General features: G+C 60.1%; 21 protein-coding genes. 10 read left to right on the forward strand and 11 right to left on the reverse strand.

The genetic code is table 11. The features are described 5' to 3' along the window. From sucB to HMPREF2896_RS10820, 8 genes are all read left to right on the forward strand, one after another. The coding region (sucB, locus tag HMPREF2896_RS10785) for a 2-oxoglutarate dehydrogenase, E2 component, dihydrolipoamide succinyltransferase (protein WP_141754785.1) at nt 1–1,035 on the forward strand (1,035 nt) is incomplete at its 5' end. A 272-nt stretch (nt 1,036–1,307) separates the two neighbouring features. Continuing rightward, the gene (locus HMPREF2896_RS10790; protein ID WP_070711478.1) at nt 1,308–2,462 is read left to right on the forward strand and encodes an MFS transporter; all 1,155 of its coding nucleotides are present in this window, start codon (nt 1,308–1,310) and stop codon (nt 2,460–2,462) included. Nucleotides 2,463–2,534: 72 nt separating this feature from the next. Then, complete coding sequence (gene gcvP / locus HMPREF2896_RS10795; protein WP_070719503.1) at nt 2,535–5,393, forward strand: aminomethyl-transferring glycine dehydrogenase; 2,859 nt, start codon at nt 2,535–2,537, stop codon at nt 5,391–5,393. 3 nt (nt 5,394–5,396) lie between these two features. Beyond that, nucleotides 5,397–6,509 (forward strand): glycine cleavage system aminomethyltransferase GcvT, encoded by a 1,113-nt coding sequence (gene gcvT / locus HMPREF2896_RS10800; protein ID WP_070719504.1) that lies wholly within the window; start codon nt 5,397–5,399, stop codon nt 6,507–6,509. 42 nt (nt 6,510–6,551) lie between these two features. After that, a complete protein-coding gene (gene gcvH / locus HMPREF2896_RS10805; RefSeq protein WP_010190598.1) occupies nt 6,552–6,944 on the forward strand; it encodes a glycine cleavage system protein GcvH in 393 nt (130 codons plus the stop codon). Between the two features lie 69 nt (nt 6,945–7,013). After that, nucleotides 7,014–7,811 (forward strand): lipoyl(octanoyl) transferase LipB, encoded by a 798-nt coding sequence (gene lipB / locus HMPREF2896_RS10810; protein WP_070719505.1) that lies wholly within the window; start codon nt 7,014–7,016, stop codon nt 7,809–7,811. Nucleotides 7,812–7,919: 108 nt separating this feature from the next. Then, nucleotides 7,920–8,993, forward strand: a complete 1,074-nt coding sequence (gene lipA / locus HMPREF2896_RS10815) for a lipoyl synthase (RefSeq protein ID WP_070447403.1) — start codon at nt 7,920–7,922, stop codon at nt 8,991–8,993. A gap of 42 nt (nt 8,994–9,035) precedes the next feature. After that, nucleotides 9,036–9,821, forward strand: a complete 786-nt coding sequence (locus HMPREF2896_RS10820) for a DUF4191 domain-containing protein (protein ID WP_070643921.1) — start codon at nt 9,036–9,038, stop codon at nt 9,819–9,821. A gap of 356 nt (nt 9,822–10,177) precedes the next feature. Here the strand turns inward: HMPREF2896_RS10820 and HMPREF2896_RS10825 are convergent, their stop codons facing one another. Continuing rightward, nucleotides 10,178–10,612 (reverse strand): RDD family protein, encoded by a 435-nt coding sequence (locus tag HMPREF2896_RS10825; protein WP_070447409.1) that lies wholly within the window; start codon nt 10,610–10,612, stop codon nt 10,178–10,180. Nucleotides 10,613–10,741: 129 nt separating this feature from the next. Between HMPREF2896_RS10825 and glnA the strand changes: the two genes are divergently transcribed. Further along, nucleotides 10,742–12,175 (forward strand): type I glutamate--ammonia ligase, encoded by a 1,434-nt coding sequence (gene glnA, locus HMPREF2896_RS10830; RefSeq protein WP_070719506.1) that lies wholly within the window; start codon nt 10,742–10,744, stop codon nt 12,173–12,175. Between the two features lie 187 nt (nt 12,176–12,362). Here glnA and HMPREF2896_RS10835 read toward each other — a convergent pair whose 3' ends face one another. From HMPREF2896_RS10835 to HMPREF2896_RS10860, 6 genes are all read right to left on the reverse strand, one after another. Next, complete coding sequence (locus HMPREF2896_RS10835; RefSeq protein ID WP_070719507.1) at nt 12,363–13,004, reverse strand: biliverdin-producing heme oxygenase; 642 nt, start codon at nt 13,002–13,004, stop codon at nt 12,363–12,365. 167 nt (nt 13,005–13,171) lie between these two features. Beyond that, nucleotides 13,172–14,110 carry an HtaA domain-containing protein gene (locus HMPREF2896_RS10840; protein ID WP_070719508.1) on the reverse strand — a complete coding sequence of 313 codons (939 nt, stop codon included), beginning with the start codon at nt 14,108–14,110 and terminating at the stop codon, nt 13,172–13,174. Next, a complete protein-coding gene (locus HMPREF2896_RS10845) occupies nt 14,103–14,897 on the reverse strand; it encodes an ABC transporter ATP-binding protein (protein WP_070447420.1) in 795 nt (264 codons plus the stop codon). Before HMPREF2896_RS10845 ends, HMPREF2896_RS10840 begins: the two co-directional genes overlap by 8 nt. Beyond that, nucleotides 14,897–15,940, reverse strand: a complete 1,044-nt coding sequence (locus HMPREF2896_RS10850) for a FecCD family ABC transporter permease (protein WP_070719509.1) — start codon at nt 15,938–15,940, stop codon at nt 14,897–14,899. Before HMPREF2896_RS10850 ends, HMPREF2896_RS10845 begins: the two co-directional genes overlap by 1 nt. After that, complete coding sequence (locus HMPREF2896_RS10855; protein WP_070719540.1) at nt 15,921–16,967, reverse strand: heme/hemin ABC transporter substrate-binding protein; 1,047 nt, start codon at nt 16,965–16,967, stop codon at nt 15,921–15,923. Before HMPREF2896_RS10855 ends, HMPREF2896_RS10850 begins: the two co-directional genes overlap by 20 nt. Before the next feature lie 10 nt (nt 16,968–16,977). Continuing rightward, nucleotides 16,978–18,828, reverse strand: a complete 1,851-nt coding sequence (locus HMPREF2896_RS10860; protein ID WP_070719510.1) for an HtaA domain-containing protein — start codon at nt 18,826–18,828, stop codon at nt 16,978–16,980. 718 nt (nt 18,829–19,546) lie between these two features. On the opposite strand from HMPREF2896_RS10860, the gene HMPREF2896_RS10870 reads away from it, so the two are divergent. Further along, nucleotides 19,547–20,515 (forward strand): TDT family transporter, encoded by a 969-nt coding sequence (locus HMPREF2896_RS10870; RefSeq protein ID WP_083311492.1) that lies wholly within the window; start codon nt 19,547–19,549, stop codon nt 20,513–20,515. Between the two features lie 35 nt (nt 20,516–20,550). Here the strand turns inward: HMPREF2896_RS10870 and HMPREF2896_RS10875 are convergent, their stop codons facing one another. From HMPREF2896_RS10875 to HMPREF2896_RS12885, 4 genes are all read right to left on the reverse strand, one after another. Further along, a complete protein-coding gene (locus HMPREF2896_RS10875; RefSeq protein ID WP_246815776.1) occupies nt 20,551–21,132 on the reverse strand; it encodes an META domain-containing protein in 582 nt (193 codons plus the stop codon). Between the two features lie 128 nt (nt 21,133–21,260). Beyond that, nucleotides 21,261–21,791: an NUDIX hydrolase gene (locus HMPREF2896_RS10880; protein WP_070643931.1), complete on the reverse strand. Its 531-nt coding sequence runs from the start codon at nt 21,789–21,791 to the stop codon at nt 21,261–21,263. A gap of 18 nt (nt 21,792–21,809) precedes the next feature. Then, entirely contained in the window at nt 21,810–22,658 is an 849-nt protein-coding gene (locus HMPREF2896_RS10885) for a S1 family peptidase (protein ID WP_246822965.1), read from the reverse strand. Beyond that, nucleotides 22,651–22,803, reverse strand: a complete 153-nt coding sequence (locus HMPREF2896_RS12885; RefSeq protein WP_168160911.1) for a hypothetical protein — start codon at nt 22,801–22,803, stop codon at nt 22,651–22,653. Before HMPREF2896_RS12885 ends, HMPREF2896_RS10885 begins: the two co-directional genes overlap by 8 nt. Nucleotides 22,804–22,805: the final 2 nt, after the last annotated feature.

Consider the following 22,805-nt stretch of genomic DNA (forward strand, 5'->3'; position numbering starts at 1 on the left):
AAGGAAGAGCCCAAGGCTGAGGAGAAGAAGCCTGCTGCTTCCCAGTCCTCCGAGCCGAAGACTTCTGAGACTTCCACCAAGGTCAACAACGGCGATAACGTCCCGTACGTGACCCCGCTGGTGCGCAAGCTGGCTGAGAAGCACGGCGTTGACCTGTCCACCGTCTCCGGCACTGGCGTCGGCGGCCGCATCCGCAAGCAGGACGTCCTGGCCGCTGCTGGCGAGGGCGAGGCACCGGCTTCCTCCGCTAGCGCTTCCTCCAGCAACCCGCGTGCTCGCTGGTCCACCAAGTCCGTGGATCCGGAGAAGCAGGAGCTCATCGGCACCACCCAGAAGGTCAACCGTATCCGCGAGATCACGGCGTCCAAGATGGTTGAGGCCCTCCAGATCTCCGCTCAGCTGACCCACGTCCAGGAAGTCGATATGACCGCCATCTGGGATATGCGCAAGCAGTCCAAGCAGGCGTTCATTGACAAGTACGAGGCCAACCTCTCCTTCCTGCCGTTCATCGTGAAGGCAACCGTCGAGGCTCTGGTCTCCCACCCGAACGTCAACGCGTCCTACAACCCGGAGACCAAGGAGATGACCTACCACGCTGACGTCAACGTGGCCATCGCCGTAGATACTCCGCGCGGCCTGCTGACCCCGGTCATCCACAAGGCTCAGGAGCTGACGCTGCCGGAGATTGCCCAGAAGATCGCCGAGCTGGCTGACAAGGCACGCAACAACAAGCTCAAGCCGAACGATCTGACCGGTGCAACCTTCACCGTGACCAACATCGGCTCCGAGGGCGCCCTGCTGGATACCCCGATTCTGGTTCCGCCGCAGGCCGGCATCCTGGGCACCGCCGCTATTACCAAGCGCGCGGTCGTCGTCACCGAGGACGGCCAGGACGCGATTGCTATCCGCCAGATGTGCTACCTGCCGTTCACCTACGACCACCAGGTGGTCGACGGTGCCGACGCTGGTCGCTTCATCACCACCATCAAGGACCGCCTCGAGACCGCTGATTTCGAAGCCGACCTTGACCTCTAAGTCTTTACAAGGCTCCAACTCTTAAGAGGCTGCTCCCCCGCCACTGCGGCGGGGGAGCTTCGTCGTTGTGCGCGCTGCTTCTCTCCTCCAACGCCGCACAGCGGCCCAGGGCGGCCCAGCGACAAGCGCTCTCATGCCAGCACCCCGCCTACCTGACGAAAGTTGCCGCAGATGCTGCGGCGAGTTCAATAACTTTGGCAGATAGGCGCCTTCCGAGCCCCGCTGCTCCATTTCCATGCCTAACTGTGACTCAGCACACTAGACTGTGGCGCATGGTTTCTCAGAAGTGGTTCCGCGTCGCTTTAGGCATGTTCCTCGTCGCGTGCGGCGCCAATCTTTTCGCCCCTATGGTCGTGGTCTACCAAGTCACCACGGATCTGGGAGTTCTGCAGACGACCTTCCTCTTTGGCATTTATGCCCTCGGCATCATGGTGGCTCTCTTCATTGGCGGCCCGCTTTCGGATTCGCTGGGGCGCCGCGCCGTCATGCGCCCAGCCGTCCTCACCACCACTGCTGGCTCACTGGTCTTCCTCGCTGGCGCAGGCGGCGCCTTCCTCCCCTTGTTGATTGGCCGCCTGTGTGCCGGGGCTGCGGTGGGACTGGCCATGTCTTCCGGCGCTGCGTGGATCAAGGAGCTCAGCACCCACCTCAGCGTGGGCGCCAAGCGTTCATCCGTCGCTCTGTCGGCCGGCTTCGCCTCCGCGCCTGGAGTCGCTGGCATCGCCGCGGAATTCCTTCCCTGGCCCACCGTCCTGCCTTATCTATTACACATCGCACTTGCCCTCGTCGTGGTCCCACTCGTGTGGACGGTGCCCGAAAAGCGAACCAGAACACCGCAGACGCAGCGGCGCGCCTTCATACCGACAAGCCTGATTACTCCTAGCTACCTACCCGTCGTGGCCTACGCGCCGTGGGTCTTCGGCTCCGCCACCACCGCTTTCGTGTTCCTGCCCGCACAGCTCAGTGAGCATCTGCGCCACCCCATTCTCATCGCCGGATTGTGTGCGCTGCTCACCATGGGCAGCGGCGTGGTCATCCAACAGCTGGCGGGACGTATCCGGGTTAACGCCTTCCACGGCATGGTGCTGGCCGCACTAGGCATGGTGCTGTGTCTCATCGTCGTCGTGTCAGCACACCACGGCTGGGCAGTATTCCTCCTGCCTCTCGCAGCCATTATCATGGGTAGCTCCTATGGAATTGGCATGCTCAGCGGGCTCGCAGAAACCCAAGCCATCGCCGACCCAGCGGAGCTCGGGGCAGCAACGGGGGTGTTTTATTCGCTAACTTATCTAGGCTTCTTTGCCCCCTTCATCCTCTCCCTTTTGGGCCCTATCACAGGCTATTCCACCGCCTTCATCATTGGACTCGCGGTCGCGGCGCTGACTGCCGTGCCGCTGCATCTCCGAATCAGGGGTAACCGGGGTTAATGTCATGGCATACGCCTTATACTTGGGGCAGTTTAGGTCACACAAACTAACGCCACGAAGGAGATTCACCATATGGATTTCATCTCTCGTCACCTCGGCCCGGATGCAGCCGAGCGTGAGACGATGCTCAAGGCAGTGGGCTACGACAGCGTGGACGCGCTTGTCGATGCTGCCCTACCGACCTCCATCCGCGCCACCGAGGCGCTCAACCTCCCGGAGGCTTTGAGCGAAGATGATGCGCAGGCGAAGCTACGCGAGTACGCCTCCCAGAACGTCGTGCTGAAGTCCTTCTATGGCCAGGGCTACTCCGATACCCTCACCCCGGCGGTCATTCGCCGCGGCCTGCTGGAGGATGCCGGCTGGTACACCGCCTACACGCCCTACCAGCCGGAGATTTCGCAGGGTCGTCTCGAAGCCCTGCTGAACTTCCAGACCATGATTGAGTCCCTGACCGGCCTTCCTATCGCCAACGCCTCGCTTCTCGACGAAGCCTCTGCCACCGCCGAAGCCGTCGGCCTGATGGCCCGCGCGGTCAAGAAGGGCCGCCGCGTGCTGTTGGATTCGCGCTTGCACCCGCAGGTGCTGGCCGTGGCCGCCGAGCGCGCCCGGGCCATCGAGCTGGAGGTCGAGATTGCTGATGTCCGCGATGGCATCGTCGGCGAAGACCTCGTCGGTGCAGTTCTGGCCTACACGGGAACCGAGGGCGATATCGTCGACCCTCGCGCCGCCATCGAGGAGCTGCACACCCGCGGCGCCCTAGCTGCCGTCGTGGCTGACCCGCTGTCGCTGCTCCTTCTGGAAGCCCCGGGGTCGATGGGGGCAGATGTTGTCCTCGGCTCCTCGCAGCGCTTCGGTGTCCCACTCTTCTTCGGCGGCCCGCACGCAGCCTTCATGTCCGTCACGGATAAGCTCAAGCGCCAGCTGCCGGGCCGCATCGTGGGCGTGTCCAAGGACGCTGCCGGCCGCCCCGCTTACCGCCTGGCGCTGCAGACCCGCGAGCAGCACATCCGCCGCGAGCGCGCCACCTCCAATATCTGTACTGCCCAGGCCCTCCTGGCCAACGTGGCCTCCATGTACGCGGTCTACCATGGCCCGAAGGGGCTGAAGGAAATTGCCCAGCGCGTGCATGACCGCGCTTCTGCTTTCGCCGCGGCAGTCACCGGCGCAGGCAAGGAGATTGTCTCCCGCGACTTCTTCGACACCGTCACCGTCACCGGCGTGGATGCCGCCGCTATCAAGACCCAGCTGCAGGAACAGGGCTACCTGGTGCGCGTCATCGGAGCGGATAATGTTTCTGTTTCCTTCGGCGAGTCCGCCACCCTTGAGGACGTCAACACCTTGGCCGCTGCCTTCGACGCCGCGGACTCCGCTGCGGCGACCGCCGCCTCTTTCGAGATTCCGTCCTCCGTCCAGCGCTCCGAGGAGCCGCTGCAGCACGAGATCTTCAACTCCATCCACTCCGAGACCCAGATGCTGCGCTACCTGCGCACCCTGGCGGATAAGGACTTAGCACTCGACCGCACGATGATCCCGCTGGGCTCGTGCACGATGAAGCTCAACCCCACCTCCGCCATGGAACCCATCTCTTGGCCGGAGTTCGCGGGCATTCACCCCTATGCCCCGGAGGAAACCACCGCTGGCTGGCGCGCGCTGATCGACGAGCTCGAGTCCTGGCTCGCCGAAATCACCGGCTACGCACAGGTTTCCATCCAGCCCAATGCTGGTTCCCAAGGCGAGCTGGCAGGCCTGTTGGCCATCCGCCGCTACCACGTGGCCAACGGCGACCACGGCCGCGATGTCATCCTCATCCCGGCCTCGGCACACGGCACCAACGCCGCGTCGGCGACGTTGGCCAACCTGCGCGTTGTAGTGGTCAAGACCGCTGACGATGGCTCCATTGATGTTGCTGATCTCGATGCCAAGCTCGAGCAGCACGGTGAGCACGTCGCCGGCATCATGATTACCTACCCCTCCACCCACGGCGTCTTCGACCCGGAAGTGCGCGAGGTCTGCGACAAGGTCCACGCGGCAGGCGGCCAGGTCTACATCGACGGCGCGAACATGAACGCGCTGGCCGGTTGGGCCCGTCCGGGTGCTTTCGGTGGCGATGTCTCCCACCTCAACCTGCACAAGACTTTCACCATCCCGCACGGCGGAGGTGGCCCGGGCGTGGGCCCGGTGGGCGTCGCCAAGCACTTGGTACCTTTCCTGCCGACGGATGCCAACGATCCCCAGCTGGACCCCACACAGCCGGCCGCAGAAGGCACCGGCGTGCCGTCCACCGCATCGCGCTACGGCTCGGCCGGCGTGCTGCCGATTTCCTGGTCTTATCTGGCCATGGTGGGCTCGCAAGGACTCACGGAGGCCACGAGCCATGCCATCCTCGGCGCGAACTACCTAGCGCAGAGCCTGAAGGATTCCTTCCCCGTTCTCTACACGGGTAATGCCGGCCTGGTGGCGCATGAATGCATCTTTGACCTGCGCGAGCTGACCGACGCCTCCGGCGTCACCGCCGCTGATGTGGCCAAGCGCCTCGTGGACTACGGCTTCCACGCGCCGACCCTGTCCTTCCCGGTGGCCGGCACCCTCATGGTGGAGCCGACCGAGTCCGAGGACCTAGGTGAGCTGGACCGCTTCATCGAAGCCATGCGTTCCATCCGCGCCGAAATCCAGGAGATCATCGACGGCAAGGTGGCCTACGAGGACTCCGTCATCCACCACGCGCCGTTCAACGCCGAATCCGTCGCTGCCGACGAGTGGAACTATGCCTTTAGCCGCCAGCAGGCTGCCTACCCGGTGACCTCCCTGCGCGCTAATAAGTACTTCCCGCCGGTACGCCGCATCGACGAGGCTTACGGTGACCGCAACCTGGTGTGCACCTGCCCGCCGCCAGAGGCTTTTGACTACTCCGACGACAACCAGGAGGTTTAATCAATGACTGACTACCTGCACTCCCCGTTGCATGCCGAGCACGAGAAGCTCGGCGCTACCTTCACGCCCTTCGGGCCGTGGGAGATGCCGCTGAAGTATGACAACGAGCTTGAGGAGCACCGCGCGGTGCGTAATGCCGCTGGTCTCTTCGACCTCTCCCACATGGGTGAAATCTGGGTCAACGGCCCGGACGCCGCCGATTTCCTCTCCTACTGCTTCATCTCCAACCTCGCCACCCTCAAGGAGGGCAAGGCAAAGTACTCCATGATCTGTGCTGAGGATGGCGGCATCATCGATGACCTCATCACCTACCGTTTGGAGGAAACCAAGTTCCTCGTCGTGCCCAATGCCGGCAACGCCGACACCGTGTGGGAGGCGCTTAACCAGCGCGCAGAGGGCTTCGACGTGGACTTAAAAAACGAGTCCCGCGACGTGGCGATGATTGCTGTCCAGGGGCCGAAGGCGCTGGAGATCCTCGTCCCGTTGGTGGAGGACACCAAGCAGCAGGCCGTGATGGACCTGCCCTACTACGCCGCGATGACCGGCAAGGTGGCCCGTAAGTATGCCTTCATCTGCCGCACCGGCTACACCGGCGAGGATGGTTTCGAGCTCATCGTCTACAACTCCGATGCCCCGGAGCTGTGGGAAGAGCTGCTCAAGGCCGGCGAGGAATACGGCATCAAGCCCTGCGGCTTGGCAGCGCGCGACTCCCTGCGCTTGGAGGCTGGCATGCCGCTCTACGGCAACGAGCTCACCCGCGATGTCACCCCAGTGGAGGCCGGAATGTCCCGTGCCTTTGCCAAGAAGGAGCAGGATTTCGTGGGCGCTGAGGTGCTGCGCCAGCGCGCTGAGGAGGGCCCGCAGGCCGTTATCACCGGACTTGTCTCCTCCCAGCGCCGCGCCGCCCGTGCCGGCTCCGAGGTCTACGTGGGTGAGAACAAGGTGGGCACGGTGACATCTGGCCAGCCCTCCCCCACCCTGGGGCACCCGGTAGCACTCGCGCTCATCGATACCGCCGCTGGACTCGAGCCGGGTGCGGCCGTCGAGGTGGACATCCGCGGCAAGCGCTACCCCTTCGAAGTCTCCGCGCTGCCCTTCTACAAGCGCGATAAGTAAACTCCACTACTGAAGTCAACTACCGAAAGGACACCCCTTCTCATGGCTAATCTTCCTTCCGATTTCTCCTACTCCGAGGACCACGAGTGGATTAACGCCACCGCTGACTCCGTCGTTGGTTCTACCGTCCGTATCGGCATCACCTCCGTGGCCACCGACCGCCTGGGGGAGGTCGTCTTCGCTGAGCTGCCTGCCGTGGGCGATACCGTCGAGCACGGCGAGACCTGCGGCGAGGTCGAGTCCACCAAGTCCGTGTCTGACCTCTACTCCCCGGTCACCGGCACCGTGACCGCCGTCAATGAGGGCGTGCACGATGACTACGCAGTCATCAACAACGATCCCTTCGGTGAGGGCTGGCTCTTCGAGGTCGAGGTCACCGAGGCCGGCGAGCTGATGACCGCCGACGAGTACGCCTCCGCCAACGGCGTCGATTAAAACAACGCTTGAGCAGCGCACACTCAGCCCCTTTCTGGCTGAATCTTCGCGGGGTTTAGGATTGGGTTCATGACTGCTCCCCGCGAACCTTTCTTTCCCGCTGATCGCTCCATCCGCGCGTCCGATAAGCCACTGGAGATCCGCCGCTTGGGCCGCATGGGCTACCAAGAGGCCTGGGATCTGCAGGCCGAGCTCGCGGCGGCGCGGGCGGCGGGTACGCAGGGTGATGTCATCCTCGTGGTGGAGCACCCCAACGTCTACACCGCCGGCAAGCGCACGCAGCCGGAGGATATGCCTGATAATGGCCTACCGGTCATTGATGTAGACCGTGGCGGGCGCATCACCTGGCACGGCGAGGGCCAGTTGGTGGTCTACCCCATTATCAAGCTGGCCGAGCCGGTAGACGTTGTCGATTACGTCCGCCGCCTTGAGGAGGCCATCATCCAAGCCGTCCGCGAACTCGGTGTGAGCACCGCTGGGCGCATCGATGGTCGCTCTGGCGTATGGGTTCCTTCCACCACCCAGGCTGCCGACCCAGCCGCCCCGAAGCGCGACCGTAAGCTCGGTGCGTTGGGTATTCGTGTGACCCGCGGCGTGACCATGCACGGCCTAGCGCTCAACTGCACCAACACCTTGGAGTACTACGAGCACATCGTGGCCTGTGGCATCGATGATGCGGATGTATCCACGCTGTCGCTTGAGCTGGGCCGCCCGGTGTCTATGGAGGAGGCAGAAGCGCCGCTTCTCGACGCCCTCCTCAAAGCCCTCTCCGGCGAACTCACCGTGGCCGACCACACCTTTGCCTCGGCCCCTGATCCCATCAAAGTGGCCAACGAGAAGGCCCGCAAAGCCGCGCAAGAAAAATAGCGGCTACCCTCGGTGGAATAAAGCAACCACCCGCAGGGCTTGTATTAGAAAGAGCTAGTTCAACACCTAAAGTGAGGTTTCGTGACTGTTAAGCCTGAAGGACGCAAGATGCTCCGCATTGAGAAGAAGAATGCGGAGTCTCCCATCGAACAGAAGCCGCGTTGGATCCGCAACCAGGTTCGCACCGGCCCTGGGTATGAGGACATGAAATCTCGCGTGTCTGGTGCTTCCCTGCACACCGTGTGTCAGGAGGCTGGCTGCCCCAATATTCATGAATGCTGGGAATCGCGTGAGGCTACCTTCCTCATCGGCGGCGACAAGTGCACTCGCCGCTGTGATTTCTGCGATATCGCTACTGGCAAGCCGGCGGAATTGGACCGCGACGAGCCGCGTCGTGTGGCAGAGAGCATCCAAGAAATGGATCTCAACTACACCACCATTACGGGTGTTACCCGCGATGATCTGCCTGACGAGGGCGCCTGGCTCTACGCCGAGGTGGTGCGCAAGATTCATGAGCTCAACCCGCACACGGGCGTGGAGAACCTCACCCCGGACTTCTCAGGTAAGCCTGACCTGCTCCAGGAGGTCTTTGAGGCCCGCCCCGAGGTCTTCGCTCACAACCTGGAAACCGTGCCGCGCATCTTCAAGCGCATCCGCCCGGCCTTCCGCTATGAGCGTTCACTCGACGTCATCCGCCAGGCCCACGACTTTGGCTTGATCACCAAGTCCAACCTCATCCTGGGCATGGGCGAAACCGCAGAGGAGATCGAGGAAGCACTGCGCGACCTGCGCTCGGCAGGCTGCGACATCATCACGATTACCCAGTACCTGCGCCCTGGTCCGCGCTTCCACCCGATCGAGCGCTGGGTGCGTCCAGAGGAGTTCGTGGAGCACTCCAAGCTGGCCAAGGAGCTCGGCTTCGGCGGCGTCATGTCTGGCCCGCTGGTCCGCTCCTCCTACCGTGCTGGCCGCCTCTACGTGCAAGCCATGGAGGCACGCGGTCTCGAGCTTCCGGAGAACCTGAAGCACCTGGCGGAGACTTCCCAGGGCGCTACCGCCCAAGAAGCTTCCACTCTGCTGGAGAAGTACGGCCCCTCCGAGGAGACCCCAGTGACGACCCGCATGGTCAAGACCCCAGCCGGTGCAGCGAACCGGAACTCGGCGGCGTCCACCATTCGCTAGTTCGATTCTCTTTTTCACCCTCTGACCTCTAAAGTAGGAGCCATGGCTAACGACGACAAGGCATCGCTCAAGGAAGCGAAGAAGCAAGAGCGGGCAGCCAAGCGCGCCCAGCGCAAGCAGAACTGGTCACAGATGTGGCAAGCGTTCAACATGCAGCGCAAGCAGGACAAGGCTCTCATCCCCATCATGCTGGCTGCATTCTTGGGTGTGGGCTTGCTCTTCTTCCTTATCGGCCTGCTCTTCAACGGCCAGTGGTTCATGCTCATCATCGGCTTGGGCCTTGGCGCAATGCTCGCTATGTTCCTGTTCACTCGCCGCCTCGAGCGCGACATGTACAAGAAGGTGGAGGACCAGCCTGGTGTCGCCGGCTGGGCTTTGGAGCAACAGCTGCGCAACACCGTGGGCGTGGTGTGGAAGGTCAAGCCGGGCGTGGCGGCGACCCGCCAGCAGGATCTGGTGCACCGCGTGATTGGTAACTCGGGCGTCATCTTCGTCGTCGAAGGTGACCGCAAGCGCGTCGCCCCTACTCTCAACCGTTTGAAGAAGCGCGTTGACCGCCTAGCTGGCGGCGTGCCGGTCTACGAGGTCTTCGTGGGCAGCGGTGAGGATGAGGTGCCGGTGTCCAAGCTGCGCACTCACATCATGAAGCTGCCGCGCAACTACAATAAAAACGAGACCTACGAGAACATTCGCCGCATCGAGGCCATGGATGATCTGCCGGGTACTACTCCGGGTCTGCCGAAGGGCCCGATGCCCCGCCAGGCTCAGAACATGGCGGGCATGAACCGCCGCATGCGCCGCATGCAGGAGCGCAAGGGCGGCAAGTAAGCATCCCCGCTCCATGCTAAAGGGGTCCCTTCCGAGATTCTCGGAAGGGACCCCTTTTTTTTTCATTGGCTTTAAGGACGTCCCTGGGCCTTGTTCCCTGCATTGGCCACAGCAGAATCTTCTGCTCAGCAAGCACCTTCTACTTGGCATCTCCCAAACGGCGTCTTTAGCCCTGAAAACGCCATTTGTACAGCCTAAATGGCGTTTTTAATCCTAAAAACGCCATACAACAGATGCCTTTTGCCAGACGCCTTTTACCAGGTGCCATTTGCCAGATACCGTTCGCTGAAAGCCATCTGACCCCATACCCCGCGCGCAGCTTGTAGTGGATACGACCGGCTGGCGCTGAACAAGCTTTAGGCCATGATGACGGCGGTGCCGGTGGCGCGGTCGTGGAGGCCGCGGCCGTCGGCATCGACCATCGCTGCGGGGAAGAGCACAGCAGTCAGCAGCGTGCGGACCGCGGCCCGCCACAAACCGACAGAGGTACCCGGCACGTCGAGGCGGGCCACGCCCATACCCAGCATGGCCATTCCCGGGGTGCGAGCGAAGAGCCATCCGCACACGATGCCCATGACTACCCACACTGCATAACCCAAGAAGGCTGGGCCGCCGAGCGAATCCGTAAAGAGCTCAAGAAGATTGGCAATGATCATCGCCAAGATCCAGTCAATGAGCACGCCAAGAGTGCGCCGCATTACAGAAGCCAGGGCACCTGGCCCCTCCTTGGGCAAGCCCATTGTTTGCCCAGGCCACTGCCCGTGCTCAAAGCCGTCGTTGTTATCTGCCATGTTCACCAATCTAGCCGTCGGCTCCGCGAAGCAGAAAATTTACATCTAGGTGCCCCAGGCACCCCAGTGAAGCAGCCAATACCTGTAAACTAGTCGGGAGTACTACACGTCAACCAACAGGAGACCACCGTGTCCTTTGAGACAATCCAGGACGTCATCACATTCATCAAGGAAGAGGACGTCAAGTTCGTTGACATCCGGTTTACGGACGTCCCCGGCACTGAGCACCACTTCTCTATTCCGGCCGAGGAATTTACTGAGGACGCAGCTGCCGAGGGCCTCGCCTTCGACGGCTCTTCCATCCGCGGATTCACCACCATCGATGAGTCCGATATGACGCTGCTGCCGGATCCGAAGACCGCCTTCGTGGATCCTTTCCGCACCGCGAAGACCCTGAACATCAAGTTCTTCGTCCACGACCCGTTCACCCTGGAGCCTTTCAGCCGCGACCCGCGCAACATCGCGCGCAAGGCTGAGGAGTACCTCGCCTCCACCGGCATCGCGGATACCTGTAACTTCGGCGCCGAGGCTGAGTTCTACATCTTCGACTCGGTTCGCTACGGCACCGACGTACATAATGGCTTCTACGAGGTTGATACCGATGAGGGATGGTGGAACCGCGGTTCTGAGACCAACTTCGACGGCACTCCGAACACCGGCTTTAAGACCCGTGTGAAGGGCGGCTACTTCCCTACGGCACCCGTCGACAAGCACGGCGAGGTCCGCGATGCCATGGTGGAGCAGCTGCAGAAGGCAGGCTTTGTTATCGAGCGCTTCCACCACGAGGTGGGTAGCGGCCAGAACGAGATCAACTACCGCTTCAAATCCCTGCTGCACGCGGCTGATGATATTCAGACCTTCAAGTACATCATCAAGAACACCGCTGAACAGTTCGGTAAGTCCGTAACCTTCATGCCGAAGCCGCTGGCCGGCGATAATGGTTCCGGTATGCACGCCCACATGTCCCTGTGGCAGGACGGCAAGCCGCTCTTCCACGATGAGGCTGGCTACGCCGGTCTGTCTGATATGGCTCGCTACTACATCGGCGGCATCTTGACCCACGCACCGGCTGTGCTGGCGTTCACTAACCCCACTCTGAACTCCTACCACCGTCTGGTTCCGGGCTTTGAGGCACCGATTAACCTGGTGTACTCGCAGCGCAACCGCTCGGCTGCTATCCGTATCCCGATTACCGGTTCTAACCCGAAGGCCAAGCGCATTGAGTTCCGCGCGCCGGATCCGTCGGGCAACCCCTACTTCGGCTTCGCTGCCATGATGATGGCAGGCCTCGACGGCATCAAGAACCGCATTGAGCCGCACGCTCCGGTGGACAAGGACCTCTACGAGCTGCCGCCGGCAGAAGCTGCGTCCATCCCGCAGGCGCCGACCTCCCTGGAGGCCTCCATCGCAGCGCTTGAGGAGGACAACGAGTTCCTCACCGAGGGTGATGTCTTCTCCGAGGACCTCATCGAGACCTACATCAACTACAAGCGCGAGAACGAGATTGCGCCGGTCCGCCTGCGCCCAACGCCGCAGGAATTTGAGATGTACTACGACTGCTAAAGGATTTTTGGGTTTCTGACCTCTTCTTTTAGCACTCAGTACAAAGAAACAACCCACGGTTTCCTTCACGGATTCCGTGGGTTGTGTCATGTTGAGCCCGGCGCGCGGGAGCCCAATGGCGCAGCTTCTGAAACTAGCTAAAGGGGCTACCGGCTACGCAGGCTAATGCAGGCTAATGTTCCACCGACTAATGAAGGCGCCCTAATTCAGCGAAGATACCCGAATTAAAGTTGAAAGCCCGCTCTGCCTCCGAGAGCATAGCTTCACGCTGTTCAACGTTTAGCTCCAGGCTATCCACGCGCTCGCGGTATCCCGTACGATAAGGCGGGATTTTTCCAATCGAAGTGAAGTCATAGAAGTTCAGTGCCTCAGGAGGAACTCCGTAATGGGCTCCCAAACGCGCTGCAATCACCTGCCCACCGGAAATATCACCGAGATAGCGCACGTAGTGATGGGCTACCACTTCTACTGGCTTGCCCACAATTTCTTCTAAGCGCGCGCTATAAGTCCTCGTCGCTGGAAGAATGCGAATCTCCTCACGCCAGGTTTCGCCGACGAGCACCTTTAGATCTACCTCCAGAGCTTGACGACGTTCCAGCCGTGGATCCGCTACCGCACCGGCAATGGGAGTAGTCGCCACGCTGCGAACGGCGTTCTCGAGAGCTCCATATACAAACCACAATTGGCCGGCCAAATCAGCCACGGCTGACTTGTCGAGCTCCCCTGACAACAGGCGCTGCATGAATGCCGAATTCTCCGCATGCTCATGCGCACGCGCAGTCGCCTCACGCAACGCAACGGACAAAGGTTTATTGAGAGTGGTACTCACTGTTCTTCTCCACGGTGTTATTTAAAAACTACAAATCAGTTGAGGTTAGAAAAACTCAAAATCGAAAATTAAGGGGATTAGGCCGACGTGGGTGTGCGGCACCAATTCTTATCGGCACCCCACACCCGTTACGTCGCTCTTGAACTGTCAGCGGTGTGCTTTAGCGCTTATCGCTGAAAGAAGGCACGGGCACTGTCAAAAGCACCGGACTTAACAAATGCTTGCCACAGAATTGCGATCATGCTGCCAATAGCCGCAATGCCTAGGAAGTAGTTCCAGAAGTTGGTGGTCTTCGAGCTAGAAGAGGAGCTCTCACCCGAGCTAAGGTTCTTATCTTCCGAAGGCGTCTGGGGCTTCGGCTTCTCCCCCTCGGACGGATCCTTGCCATTGTCCTTCTTCTGGCCACAGCCCGGGGCGAGCTTGAGGGTCAGCTGCGCGCTATCCACCTCGGGGTTGTAGTCATGGCTGTACATACCCATGAACAGGAAGTCAACGCCCTCGACGTCACCAGAATCGTTCGTTCCGGGCTGCCGCTCGTACATAACGTCGGAAGCCGAAAGCGTGAGAGTATCCCCGTCCTTGTTCCACTGTGCCTTACCGTGACCGAATGCCCCTTCACCTGTGCGCTTGTTGGCCTCAACGCGGTCCTCCGGGGTGTACTGCGTCATGTGCTTGCCTTCAACAAAGTAGGCCTCGTAGCCGGAGCCGAGCTGGGCCTTATCGCCTTCGGTCTGCACGAATGGGTTGGTCATCTTGGAGTACAGTGCTCCGTGGTGGCCAGTGAACGTAATCGAAGAATCTTTAGCCTTGATCTTCGATGCAGTCACATTTCCTGCCTCGTCCACCGAGACTGTGGACGCTTCCGGATCGACTTCGAAACCGAAGGTGAAATCACCGCCCGTAGGGTCTCCGTTTTCCTTCACCGCTCCGGTCGTCTCCCAGCCACCGTTAGCAATTCGTCCCTTGATGTAGGAGCGCCAGGAGTGCTTGACACCCCAATTGAAATTGCCGGATTCGATGGTGCAGGATTCTGCTTCTGCCGCGGTAGCCTGCGGCACGGTAATCGCCGTCGCTGCGATAGCGGTCACCAGGATTTTTTTAAACATGGAAGTCCTCCAGTTGATGCGAGAAAAGTGGATTGATTGTGGGCGTGGCGCGCTGCGGTTGCACCTGCAGCTCGTTGACGGAGATTGGCCAGCCGTACACCTCAGACAAGGTGGCGCCGGTAAAAACCTCCGCCACGCGCCCTTGAGCTGCGATCCCCCCGCATGAGACGCACACGATGTGATCGCAATATGCAGCTGCCGCGTTCAGGTCATGGAGCACCACAACTGCGGTTACTCCTGCCTCACGGGACAGGGCTTTTACAGAGCCCAGGAGCTGTTCTTGGTGGCGGATGTCGAGGGCCGCTGTCGGTTCATCCAACAGAACTATCGGTGCATTCTGCGCAAGGACACGTGCAAAGGCCACCCGCGCGCGTTCACCACCGGAAAGCGTGCTGATATCTCTTCCTGCAAGATGAGCAACGCCCGCTGTTTCGAGGGCGGCTTCGATAAACTGATCGTCGAGTTTGGCCTGGGGCGTTCCGCCCCACGGGCGTCGCCCCATCGCTACGACATCGCGTACCAGAAATTCGAAGGACACCGCGACATCCTGAAGCATCACCGCACGTTGACGTGCAAGCTCACGGGGTGGGGCTTTAGGCGACAGACCACCGATGCGAATTTCACCGGAGAAGTCGATATCACCCGCGACCGCACCGAGGACCGTTGACTTCCCTGCACCATTCGGGCCAATCAGACCGGTAACCTCGCCTGGTTGGGCTTTAAAGGTCACGCTGTCAACGAGGGTATGTCCATCCACGTGGACAGTGAGGTTGTCTACGCTCAGCATCAGTGCACCCCCTTTCGCATCATGCGCCGCAACAAGACAAAGAAGGTCGGTCCACCAACGAGAGCGGTAAAAATACCGATTGGGAGGTCTGCAAAGGGAATCAAGGTTCGTGCTGCCACATCCGCAAAGCCGATGAGCACCGCGCCGCCTAGGGCGGATGCAGGAATAAGGATATGGTTTTGCGGTCCCACGATGCTGCGCAACAAATGGGGAACGATGAGCCCGACAAAGCCGATGAGACCAGCGAAGGAGACAGCCGCTGCGGTAAGCACTGCGGATGTCACAATTGCCACTATGCGCAACATAGGCACATCTACTCCAGTGTGTGCAGCGGCGCGTTCGCCCAGCGCAAGAATGTCAAGCTGCCTTCCTAAACACAGGGCTACCGCAAGACCAACGAGGACGACGGGAAGAACTACCCATACGTGCTTCCACTGGGAGCCGTTGAAGGAACCCATCTGCCAGAAAATGATGGCTTCCCGGTTGGCGGTCGGTGCTAGATACACCATGAAGGAGATGATGGCATTGCACACGGCATTAATGGCGATACCCGTGAGGATCAGGTTAACCACCGTGACGCGGCCATTGTGGCGTGCAAGCTGGTAGATGATGAAGGTAACTAGTAACGCACTTAAGAAAGCCAACGCTGGCGCAGTGAAAGTTCCCGCGAAGGTGAGGTTGAAGACGATCGCTACAGCCGCCCCCACACCTGCACCGGAGGTCACACCGATGATGGATGGCTCCGCCAAAGGATTGGCAAAGATGGCTTGCATCAATGTGCCCGCGACGCCTAGAGCAGCACCTACGAGTAGCCCCAGAACTAACCGCGGTAGGCGAATACTCCAGACCACGCTGGCTGTGAGGGACTCTTGGCTCGGCCCAAAAGCGAGAATCGGGAACAGATCAGAAAGTGCAATGTAGTACTGTCCGAGGACGATCGAGATGAGCCCTGCTAGAACAGCAAGCACTGCTAAAAGTATGAAAACTGATATCCGCTGAGTACGGCGCCGTGTGAAGACGTCGCTATGCATTATCTGGGTCATAGACAGCCTTTGCGAGTTTGACCAACGTCTGACCGGTCATAGGGCCGAAGGCCAAGGATTGACCGTCGGGGATGGTGACGATGCGCTGCTTTTGGCCAGCGATGGTCTGAGCCACACCAGGGCGTTCCAGCAGACCGTCAATTCCCCCTGTGGATTTCAATCCATCGGTCATCATGATGATGACCTCCGGGTTGATGCGGGCCAGCGCTTCTGCATTAGCAGGTTCGGCATAAGAAAGGTTGTTCTCCGCAGCGAGGTCGACGCCCCCAATTCCTTCGATGAGGTCTTGGGCGCCGGTGCCCTCCCCCATGATGAAGAACACGCCACCGTTCCCACGGGCGTAGAGGAAGGCCATACGCATTGGTTCCTCAGGGGCAATGGTCTTAATGGCTTCCTTCGACTCATCAATTTCCTTGATGGAGCGCTCCGCCAGCTTGCGTGCTTCATCTGGGAGCCCCAGGGTGTCACCCAGCGTGATGATGTCTTCGCCCACCGAGTCAATGGTCCGCTGCGGTTCCATGACCACAGTTGTCACACCTGCTTCACGGATCTGATCGATCGCATCACGGGGCCCAATGGAGTGGTCCACGATAACGAGCGTCGGATTAAGCTCTAGAACTGCTTCAACATTGATATTGTGGCCGCCTTCAGTCACGACGGGACGGTCCGCCAGATTCGGCTCAGTGGAAGAGACGGTGCGACCAACGATATTGTCCGCGAGCCCCAAACCGCTCAGCGTTTTGGTATAGGTCCCGTAAATATCCAGCGCTAGAATCCGCGAGACGTCCGTGACGGTGACGTCATAACCATCGGCGTCAGTAAGTTCCACTGGAAGTGCAGGCTGGACTTTAGAGCTTACGGGCTCGATATCGGCGAAGTCACTGACCTCGGTAACACCTTCGAAGGAGCGCGGGTCGGAGAGGTCCTGCGGGTCCGGTAGCTGGTCTGTATAGCTTCCTTGCACGCCACAGGCAGTCAAGCCCACGATGCACAGAAGCGGGATAAGGAAACGTAGGAGTAGTTTCACGGCCATCTTTCTAGGAGTTGTTCATAATGAGGCGGCTGGTGGAGCCTCCGGCGATAATGAGCCCGGCGATGAACAGGAGGAGGTAGGTAACTGGGTCATCTGTGGTGCCGTTCGCGGAGCTCGCGGACTTGATCTGGAATTTCTTTGAGCCATCTTCATAGCCCTGCGAGGAGTCACTGGCTAGTGCGTTTTCCACAGCGTCGGAGTTGACGCCACCGTTGCTCTTCGCCCCAGAGCCGGCACTATCTCCCGCGCTGGACGAGCCTCCGCTGCTAGTGCTGCCGTTAGCGTCGTTGCAATCAGCGTTTCCGCCCAGGCTGGCGTTGAAACTTAGCGGATCGAGCTGGGTTCCAGGCTCATAGAATTCGGCGAATGCCTTGGAGCCAACGTCAGTCAGGGATACTGTTGCTTCACCCGATACGGCATCTGTTCCCACATCCAGAGACGTGAAATTCAAGTCGGCGATGGCGGTGCGTCCGAAGTCCTTCTTCTCGCCTTCCATGTTGGAGGAGCGCACGTCGCCGATTAGTTTTCCGGTTTTACCGTTGAAGGAGATTTCTAGGTTCGCAATATTGAGGTCGAGCTTGCCGTGGTGGCCGGTGAACTGGATGCTTCCGCCGTAGCGCACGGAACCCGCGCCGTCCTTAACTGCGCCTGAGTTGCCGGAAAACTGGAATCTACTATTGCTGTATCCGACTCCCGAGAGTTCCCATTTTCCTTGCGCAATGGAGCCGGTGATATAGGACTGGAATGACTTCTTCACTCCCCACTGCGCCGTAGCTTGGGTCACACCGGTGGCTTGGCAGGTTTCGTTGGCTGCACCGGATGCTCCAGACGAAGAGTCCGCCGAGCCCGTCGCACCCGTAGCGCCGGAGTTCGACGCGCCAGCTGTTGATGCTCCACTACTGTTTCCGCTGCCAGCTGCCACTGTTTCTGGAAGGTCGTTGCCGCTGAGGCCCGAAGTAGTGGTGCTACCAGTGGTGGAGGTTCCAGATGATGCGCTAGCCGACGCTCCGGAAGCCGCCGAGTTGGTGTCGCCCCGCTTCTTGAATGAGTCCAACTCATCCAAGAAAGCCTGAGTATTGCCCATAAACGTGGTGATACCGTTCATGGTGTCATTGGTTTCGGACAAAATAGCCATGGCTTCCTTGTTGAAGCCCGTAAAGGTGCCGGTAATAGAGTTCAGCTTCCGTTTCGAGCCAGATCCATTGCCGCCTGAGCCGCCAGAACCAGAGCAGGATCCATCCAACGCAATGGTGCCTGAGGAAGGATCGAGTTTTTCACCCTGCTCATAGAAGCCCGTGAAAAGCTTGACTCCCCCGGCACTAAGGGACGTGGTTCCTGCCAGGTTCACTGCCGAGCCGTTGTCTTTGACAGGCTCCTGCAGATTAATGGTGGCGATGACCTCATCGTCGCCTTGAATCTGGGCCCCGCGGGTGTAGTTGCTTCGGTTCAGTTCATAAGAAACGTAATCAACCGTCACTTTTGCTTGGTCACCGGAAGCAATGACCTTGAAGTCCGACAATGTCATGTCGAGAACCCCGTCATGTCCTGTGAAGTTCAGCGTGCCTTGGAACGGGATGGTGACTGTACCGCCAGAGGACGTGGGCGCGCTTGCTTGGAACACAAAAGCACCGTTGCCTTTTTCATCACCGCTAAAGCCGATACCGCTGGCTCCCCAGCCGCCGCGGGCGATATTGCCCTTGATGTAGCTTCGGAAGGATTGCTTGATCCCCCAGTTCCACGTGCAGGAAGTCTCTGCGTGGGCTACTGGGACAGTGTTAAAAAATGGAACGGCACCGAGAGCGAGGGGAGCTGCGATTATCACACCGCATGCTGAGCGCCAGAGATTGCGAATCATGTTGAGAACCTTGTTTCATCCAGATAAAGCTATAGGCTAGGCTTACCTTGGTTAGGTAATCCTGGCCTAAAGTAACAGGTTTGTCAACAAATCAACCAAACGGGAGAAAACAGCATGCACAGCCACCCCCACACAGCTATCTTCAGGAGCATCTACCCAGACGTAGATCCGACCCAAAAGTTCCCCCCTACCTTGTCGGAACGCGTGGCTTTAGCATTCGCCGTCGGCGTTTTCATGTTCGGCGGAGTGAAGGGAGACCTACTCATCGCTGGCGCAGGGCTGGTGTTTGTTGTCGGCTGCGTTTGGGCGCTTTCCCGAAAAACTCCCCGGCGCATCCGTACCGAAGCGCGTAGCCGGTTCCCCCAAGAACCATGGGCGGAAAACCCTAGCCCCCTTATCCCCGCTTTATGGCTCGTGCTCGGTGTACTCGCTGTAACCGCATGGTGGTTTACCCCAGATGAGTTTCTCACATGGAGCGCTTCCACAGTGGCTATCCTGGCAGCCGCTGTAACGTGGTACATGCCGGCTATACAGGCCCGACGCGCGGATGTGCCTGAAGGACCTGACTCAAACCTATAACAAACCCAAGCTTCCGTAACCCCGCGAGCCCGATCCTCAAAGCTAGCAGGCATATACGGGCAGGTTGCCCACCCCACAAGAGACCGATTCCGCAAAGTTCAGCACAGCAATAGGACAGTAGTTGGTGGATGCAGCTACCATGCCAGCTGTGACTGAGAAATTCCGCCAACTGCCACCGCCCGGCCCCGCGTGGGGCGGCAGCCTCATGGGCACCTCCATCGTCTCCCGGCTGCTCGTTGAGGAAGGCATGCTGACAGGTTCTACTATCTTCGCAGCACTGTCCTGCGTCATCCTCCTCATGCTGACAGTAGGTTTCGCGGTCTACCGCCAGCCCAGCTTTGCCCGGACCTCCATGGCGGAATGGTCCATGTACTTCATCGGCATCCTGGCGCTCGGCGCAGCACTGTCGGGTTTGACGGATATCGGAACCTTCCGCCTAGTCGGCTTTTGGATAGGCGGCCCCGTCACCGCCATCACCTGGGCTATTCAGCTCACCCGCTTCGACGGCCAGCCGCGGTTTACCTGGGGCCTGCCGCTGGTTGGCCCCATGATTTCCTCCTCCGTAGCCGGCTTCCTCGCCTTGGACTATGGCCATGCATACCACGTCATGGGCACGGTTCTTTTTGTCATGTCGCTTTCTACGGCGGTCCCCATCTTCATCCGCGTGTACTGGGCCGCCTGGCAGGGCAAGGTCAATCTCACCGGCGCCAACTCCGCGACGGCCTGGGTTCCGCTGGGCGTGGTGGGCCAATCCACTACCGCGATGCAGATCCTCTATCCCGGTAGCTTCTCTGTCTATTACGGGCTGACCGCCATGGTGATCGCCATTCCCCTCGCGTTCTATGCCATGGTCACCTTCTATCCCAATGTTGCTCGCTGGGTGGACTACTCGCCCGCGTGGTGGGCGTGCACCTTCCCACCGGGAACAATCAGCATGGGCGGGCACCAGGTAGCGCTGGTGAATGGCTCTGAGCTCCTAGACCTCATCGCGCTCAGCATCCCGGTACTCCTCATCACGCACTGGTCTGCCTGCTCCTGCCGCTTCATTAGCTGGCTCATCGAAGGCCGGCGCGCACAGCGAAGCGGGGCCAGCCCAGTCTCGGACTAGCCCCGCCACGCGAAAATCTGGATGCTTAGGAAGCCTTAGTTCTCGGTCTTCTCAAACTGAATGACCTGGCCCTGGCTGCCCAGCGCAAAGGTATTGCCCTCTACGGGGATGACCACTGGCTTGGCGGAGAGGATGGCGTTGAGCGCATCGGCATCAGCCATCTCATCCGGGCCGCAGGCACGCATCGTAGAATTCAGGTTCTCCACCACGATGGCATCGGTCTGATCCAGCGTGTAGCTACCACCACCGGAATTGCAGCCATCGTTGAAGTTCAGCGTGCCATCCTCATTGAAGGTCACGGAGATATCCGGGTTCTTCTTTGCGGTGAAAGTACCGTTGAGAACCTTCTGGGCCTCGTCAGCCGGCAGCTTCTCCTGCAGGCCGTCAACGTCTTCGTACTTCTCAATCAAGCCAGAGCCTTCCGGTGCTTCCGAATCCTTGGAGGAGGAGAAGGAGTCACCGAACAGACGCGAGCTCAGCTCCTGAATCTGGCTGTTCTTCACGGAGTCGACGGAGGACATCTCTTGCGCACCGGCGGTACCGGCACCCAGGACGCCGCCGGCGAGAGCGACGAACGCGGTTGCAGTGGTTACTTTCTTCAGTGTGCGTGAAATCATGGCTCCGAAGCTATCGAGCATCACCGGCAGCATCAACCCATATCATGCGTTTCTGATGATATTTTACGGCAACTCCAACACTCTAAACCCACAGGCAAGCTCCTCAGAAAACGGCACTGCGCTGGAGTTTAAGTGCGCTTAACGTAGCCCATCCGCGGGCGGAAGCCCTGCGGGTGCTTCATCTGCGCCACTGCATCCCCGATGATCATGCGGTGGCGGGCGCTGACGGACGTCGGCATCTGCGCCACGGAGAACCACTGCGCGGCAAGGTTTTCTTCGTCGGAGATGACCGGCTCTGCATCATCCGGCACGGAAACGCGAATGGCGGTATCCATGAACATGCAATTGTCCCCATTGGGGTAAGTCACTGGGCCCACCTGCCCCACCCCAAGAAGCGCTTCGATGCGCCCGTCAAGACCAATCTCTTCTTTAACTTCACGCAGTGCGGTCGCCGTAATCTCCTCACCCGGCTCACAGATACCGGAGATAGGACCCCACGCACCAGTATCGGCACGCTGAGCAAGCAGGACCGATGGCAGCTCCCAGATCGCGGAGCCGGTAGGCACGGCCCGCACAATAACCGCGGTCACGCCGGGTAAAAAGAGCTGCTCGTGGCCGATTTTCTCACGCAGGGACACAATATAATCAGGAGTGGGCATGGGCTTTATCTTAGCGTCTTAGAGCTGCGCCAGAATCTCCGGCAGGAGCGCCTCAATGTCAGAGGCGGGAGTAAAAGACATCTCTGCCTCCGAGCCGTGCACGCACCCCTCGCTACCCGCGGCCGCTTCCGTCGTACCGGACAGAACTCCCACAATCACGCCTTCATAGGGGCTGCCCGGCGCGCCAAAGACCGGTGCGCCGGAATCACCGTGTGTGGAGCAGACGTGGGCGCGCGCAGAGATAGTATCCACAGTGCGCTCACCAAACTGGAGTTTCCCGTTCCCCTCTCCGTGTGTGAGCGGGCCGCAGGTCTCACCAGTGATGCGCCCCAGCTTGCACACCTCATCGGGAAGTTCCTCCTGCTCGGCCGCGACCACGCTGGTGGGCATGTCCTGGGGAACATAGAACTCAGCCTGCCGCGTTATCTCCACCAAGGCGAAATCAAGCTGGTGCGTGTCCGGTGCGCTGAGGTCGGAGTAGATGATGCTGCCAACGGGCTCGGCCGGGTATATAAATTCCCCGTCCGCGGCACCCGCCCACACCGTATCCCCGGGCTCACCGCAGTGGGAGGCGGTAACGGCGATGGTGCGGCCGTCGTCAAGCACAAAGCTCCACGCCACTGTGCAGAGGTTGAAGTCGAAGGCTTCGCCGGGAACGGGCTGCATGCTAGAGATATCCAATGCTGCCCCCGGCGGCACCGGAGACGCACCCGGAGTGTGTGTTTGCGGCGGGGGCGGCTCAATAGTGGCGTTCTCGGAGGTGTTCGAGGCGGCCTCGGGAACGGGCTCAACGCCCGTGTGCACCGTGCACCCAGCCGTCGCCAGAGCTGCTGTGCTGAATGCCCCAAGCAGGAGAAACCTAGGCATCCTCTTCTGGTGCAGCCTCACCCGCGTTCGCCTTATTCTCCTTATTTTCCTTCTCCATCTCCGCGACCTGCTTCATGTCACGGATGAACTTTTCTGGGTCAAATTCGGTAAAGTACTCTGGGCCCGAGAACTGTTCCTGTGCCATTG

The organism is Corynebacterium sp. HMSC069E04 (assembly GCF_001813175.1).
Lineage (GTDB): Bacteria > Actinomycetota > Actinomycetes > Mycobacteriales > Mycobacteriaceae > Corynebacterium > Corynebacterium aurimucosum.

Excerpts from the sequence above, each read along its gene's own strand:
- HMPREF2896_RS10875 (WP_246815776.1), bottom strand. The coding sequence starts at position 21,132 with ATGATTTCACGCACACTGAAGAAAGTAACCACTGCAACCGCGTTCGTC.
- lipA (WP_070447403.1), top strand. The coding sequence starts at position 7,920 with ATGCTCCGCATTGAGAAGAAGAATGCGGAGTCTCCCATCGAACAGAAG.
- HMPREF2896_RS10845 (WP_070447420.1), bottom strand. The coding sequence starts at position 14,897 with ATGCTGAGCGTAGACAACCTCACTGTCCACGTGGATGGACATACCCTC.
- HMPREF2896_RS10820 (WP_070643921.1), top strand. The coding sequence starts at position 9,036 with ATGGCTAACGACGACAAGGCATCGCTCAAGGAAGCGAAGAAGCAAGAG.
- gcvT (WP_070719504.1), top strand. The coding sequence starts at position 5,397 with ATGACTGACTACCTGCACTCCCCGTTGCATGCCGAGCACGAGAAGCTC.
- HMPREF2896_RS10825 (WP_070447409.1), bottom strand. The coding sequence starts at position 10,612 with ATGGCAGATAACAACGACGGCTTTGAGCACGGGCAGTGGCCTGGGCAA.
- HMPREF2896_RS10880 (WP_070643931.1), bottom strand. The coding sequence starts at position 21,791 with ATGCCCACTCCTGATTATATTGTGTCCCTGCGTGAGAAAATCGGCCAC.
- HMPREF2896_RS12885 (WP_168160911.1), bottom strand. The coding sequence starts at position 22,803 with ATGGCACAGGAACAGTTCTCGGGCCCAGAGTACTTTACCGAATTTGAC.
- HMPREF2896_RS10870 (WP_083311492.1), top strand. The coding sequence starts at position 19,547 with ATGCCAGCTGTGACTGAGAAATTCCGCCAACTGCCACCGCCCGGCCCC.
- HMPREF2896_RS10840 (WP_070719508.1), bottom strand. The coding sequence starts at position 14,110 with ATGTTTAAAAAAATCCTGGTGACCGCTATCGCAGCGACGGCGATTACC.
- lipB (WP_070719505.1), top strand. The coding sequence starts at position 7,014 with ATGACTGCTCCCCGCGAACCTTTCTTTCCCGCTGATCGCTCCATCCGC.
- HMPREF2896_RS10885 (WP_246822965.1), bottom strand. The coding sequence starts at position 22,658 with ATGCCTAGGTTTCTCCTGCTTGGGGCATTCAGCACAGCAGCTCTGGCG.
- HMPREF2896_RS10850 (WP_070719509.1), bottom strand. The coding sequence starts at position 15,940 with ATGACCCAGATAATGCATAGCGACGTCTTCACACGGCGCCGTACTCAG.
- gcvH (WP_010190598.1), top strand. The coding sequence starts at position 6,552 with ATGGCTAATCTTCCTTCCGATTTCTCCTACTCCGAGGACCACGAGTGG.
- gcvP (WP_070719503.1), top strand. The coding sequence starts at position 2,535 with ATGGATTTCATCTCTCGTCACCTCGGCCCGGATGCAGCCGAGCGTGAG.
- HMPREF2896_RS10860 (WP_070719510.1), bottom strand. The coding sequence starts at position 18,828 with ATGATTCGCAATCTCTGGCGCTCAGCATGCGGTGTGATAATCGCAGCT.
- HMPREF2896_RS10790 (WP_070711478.1), top strand. The coding sequence starts at position 1,308 with ATGGTTTCTCAGAAGTGGTTCCGCGTCGCTTTAGGCATGTTCCTCGTC.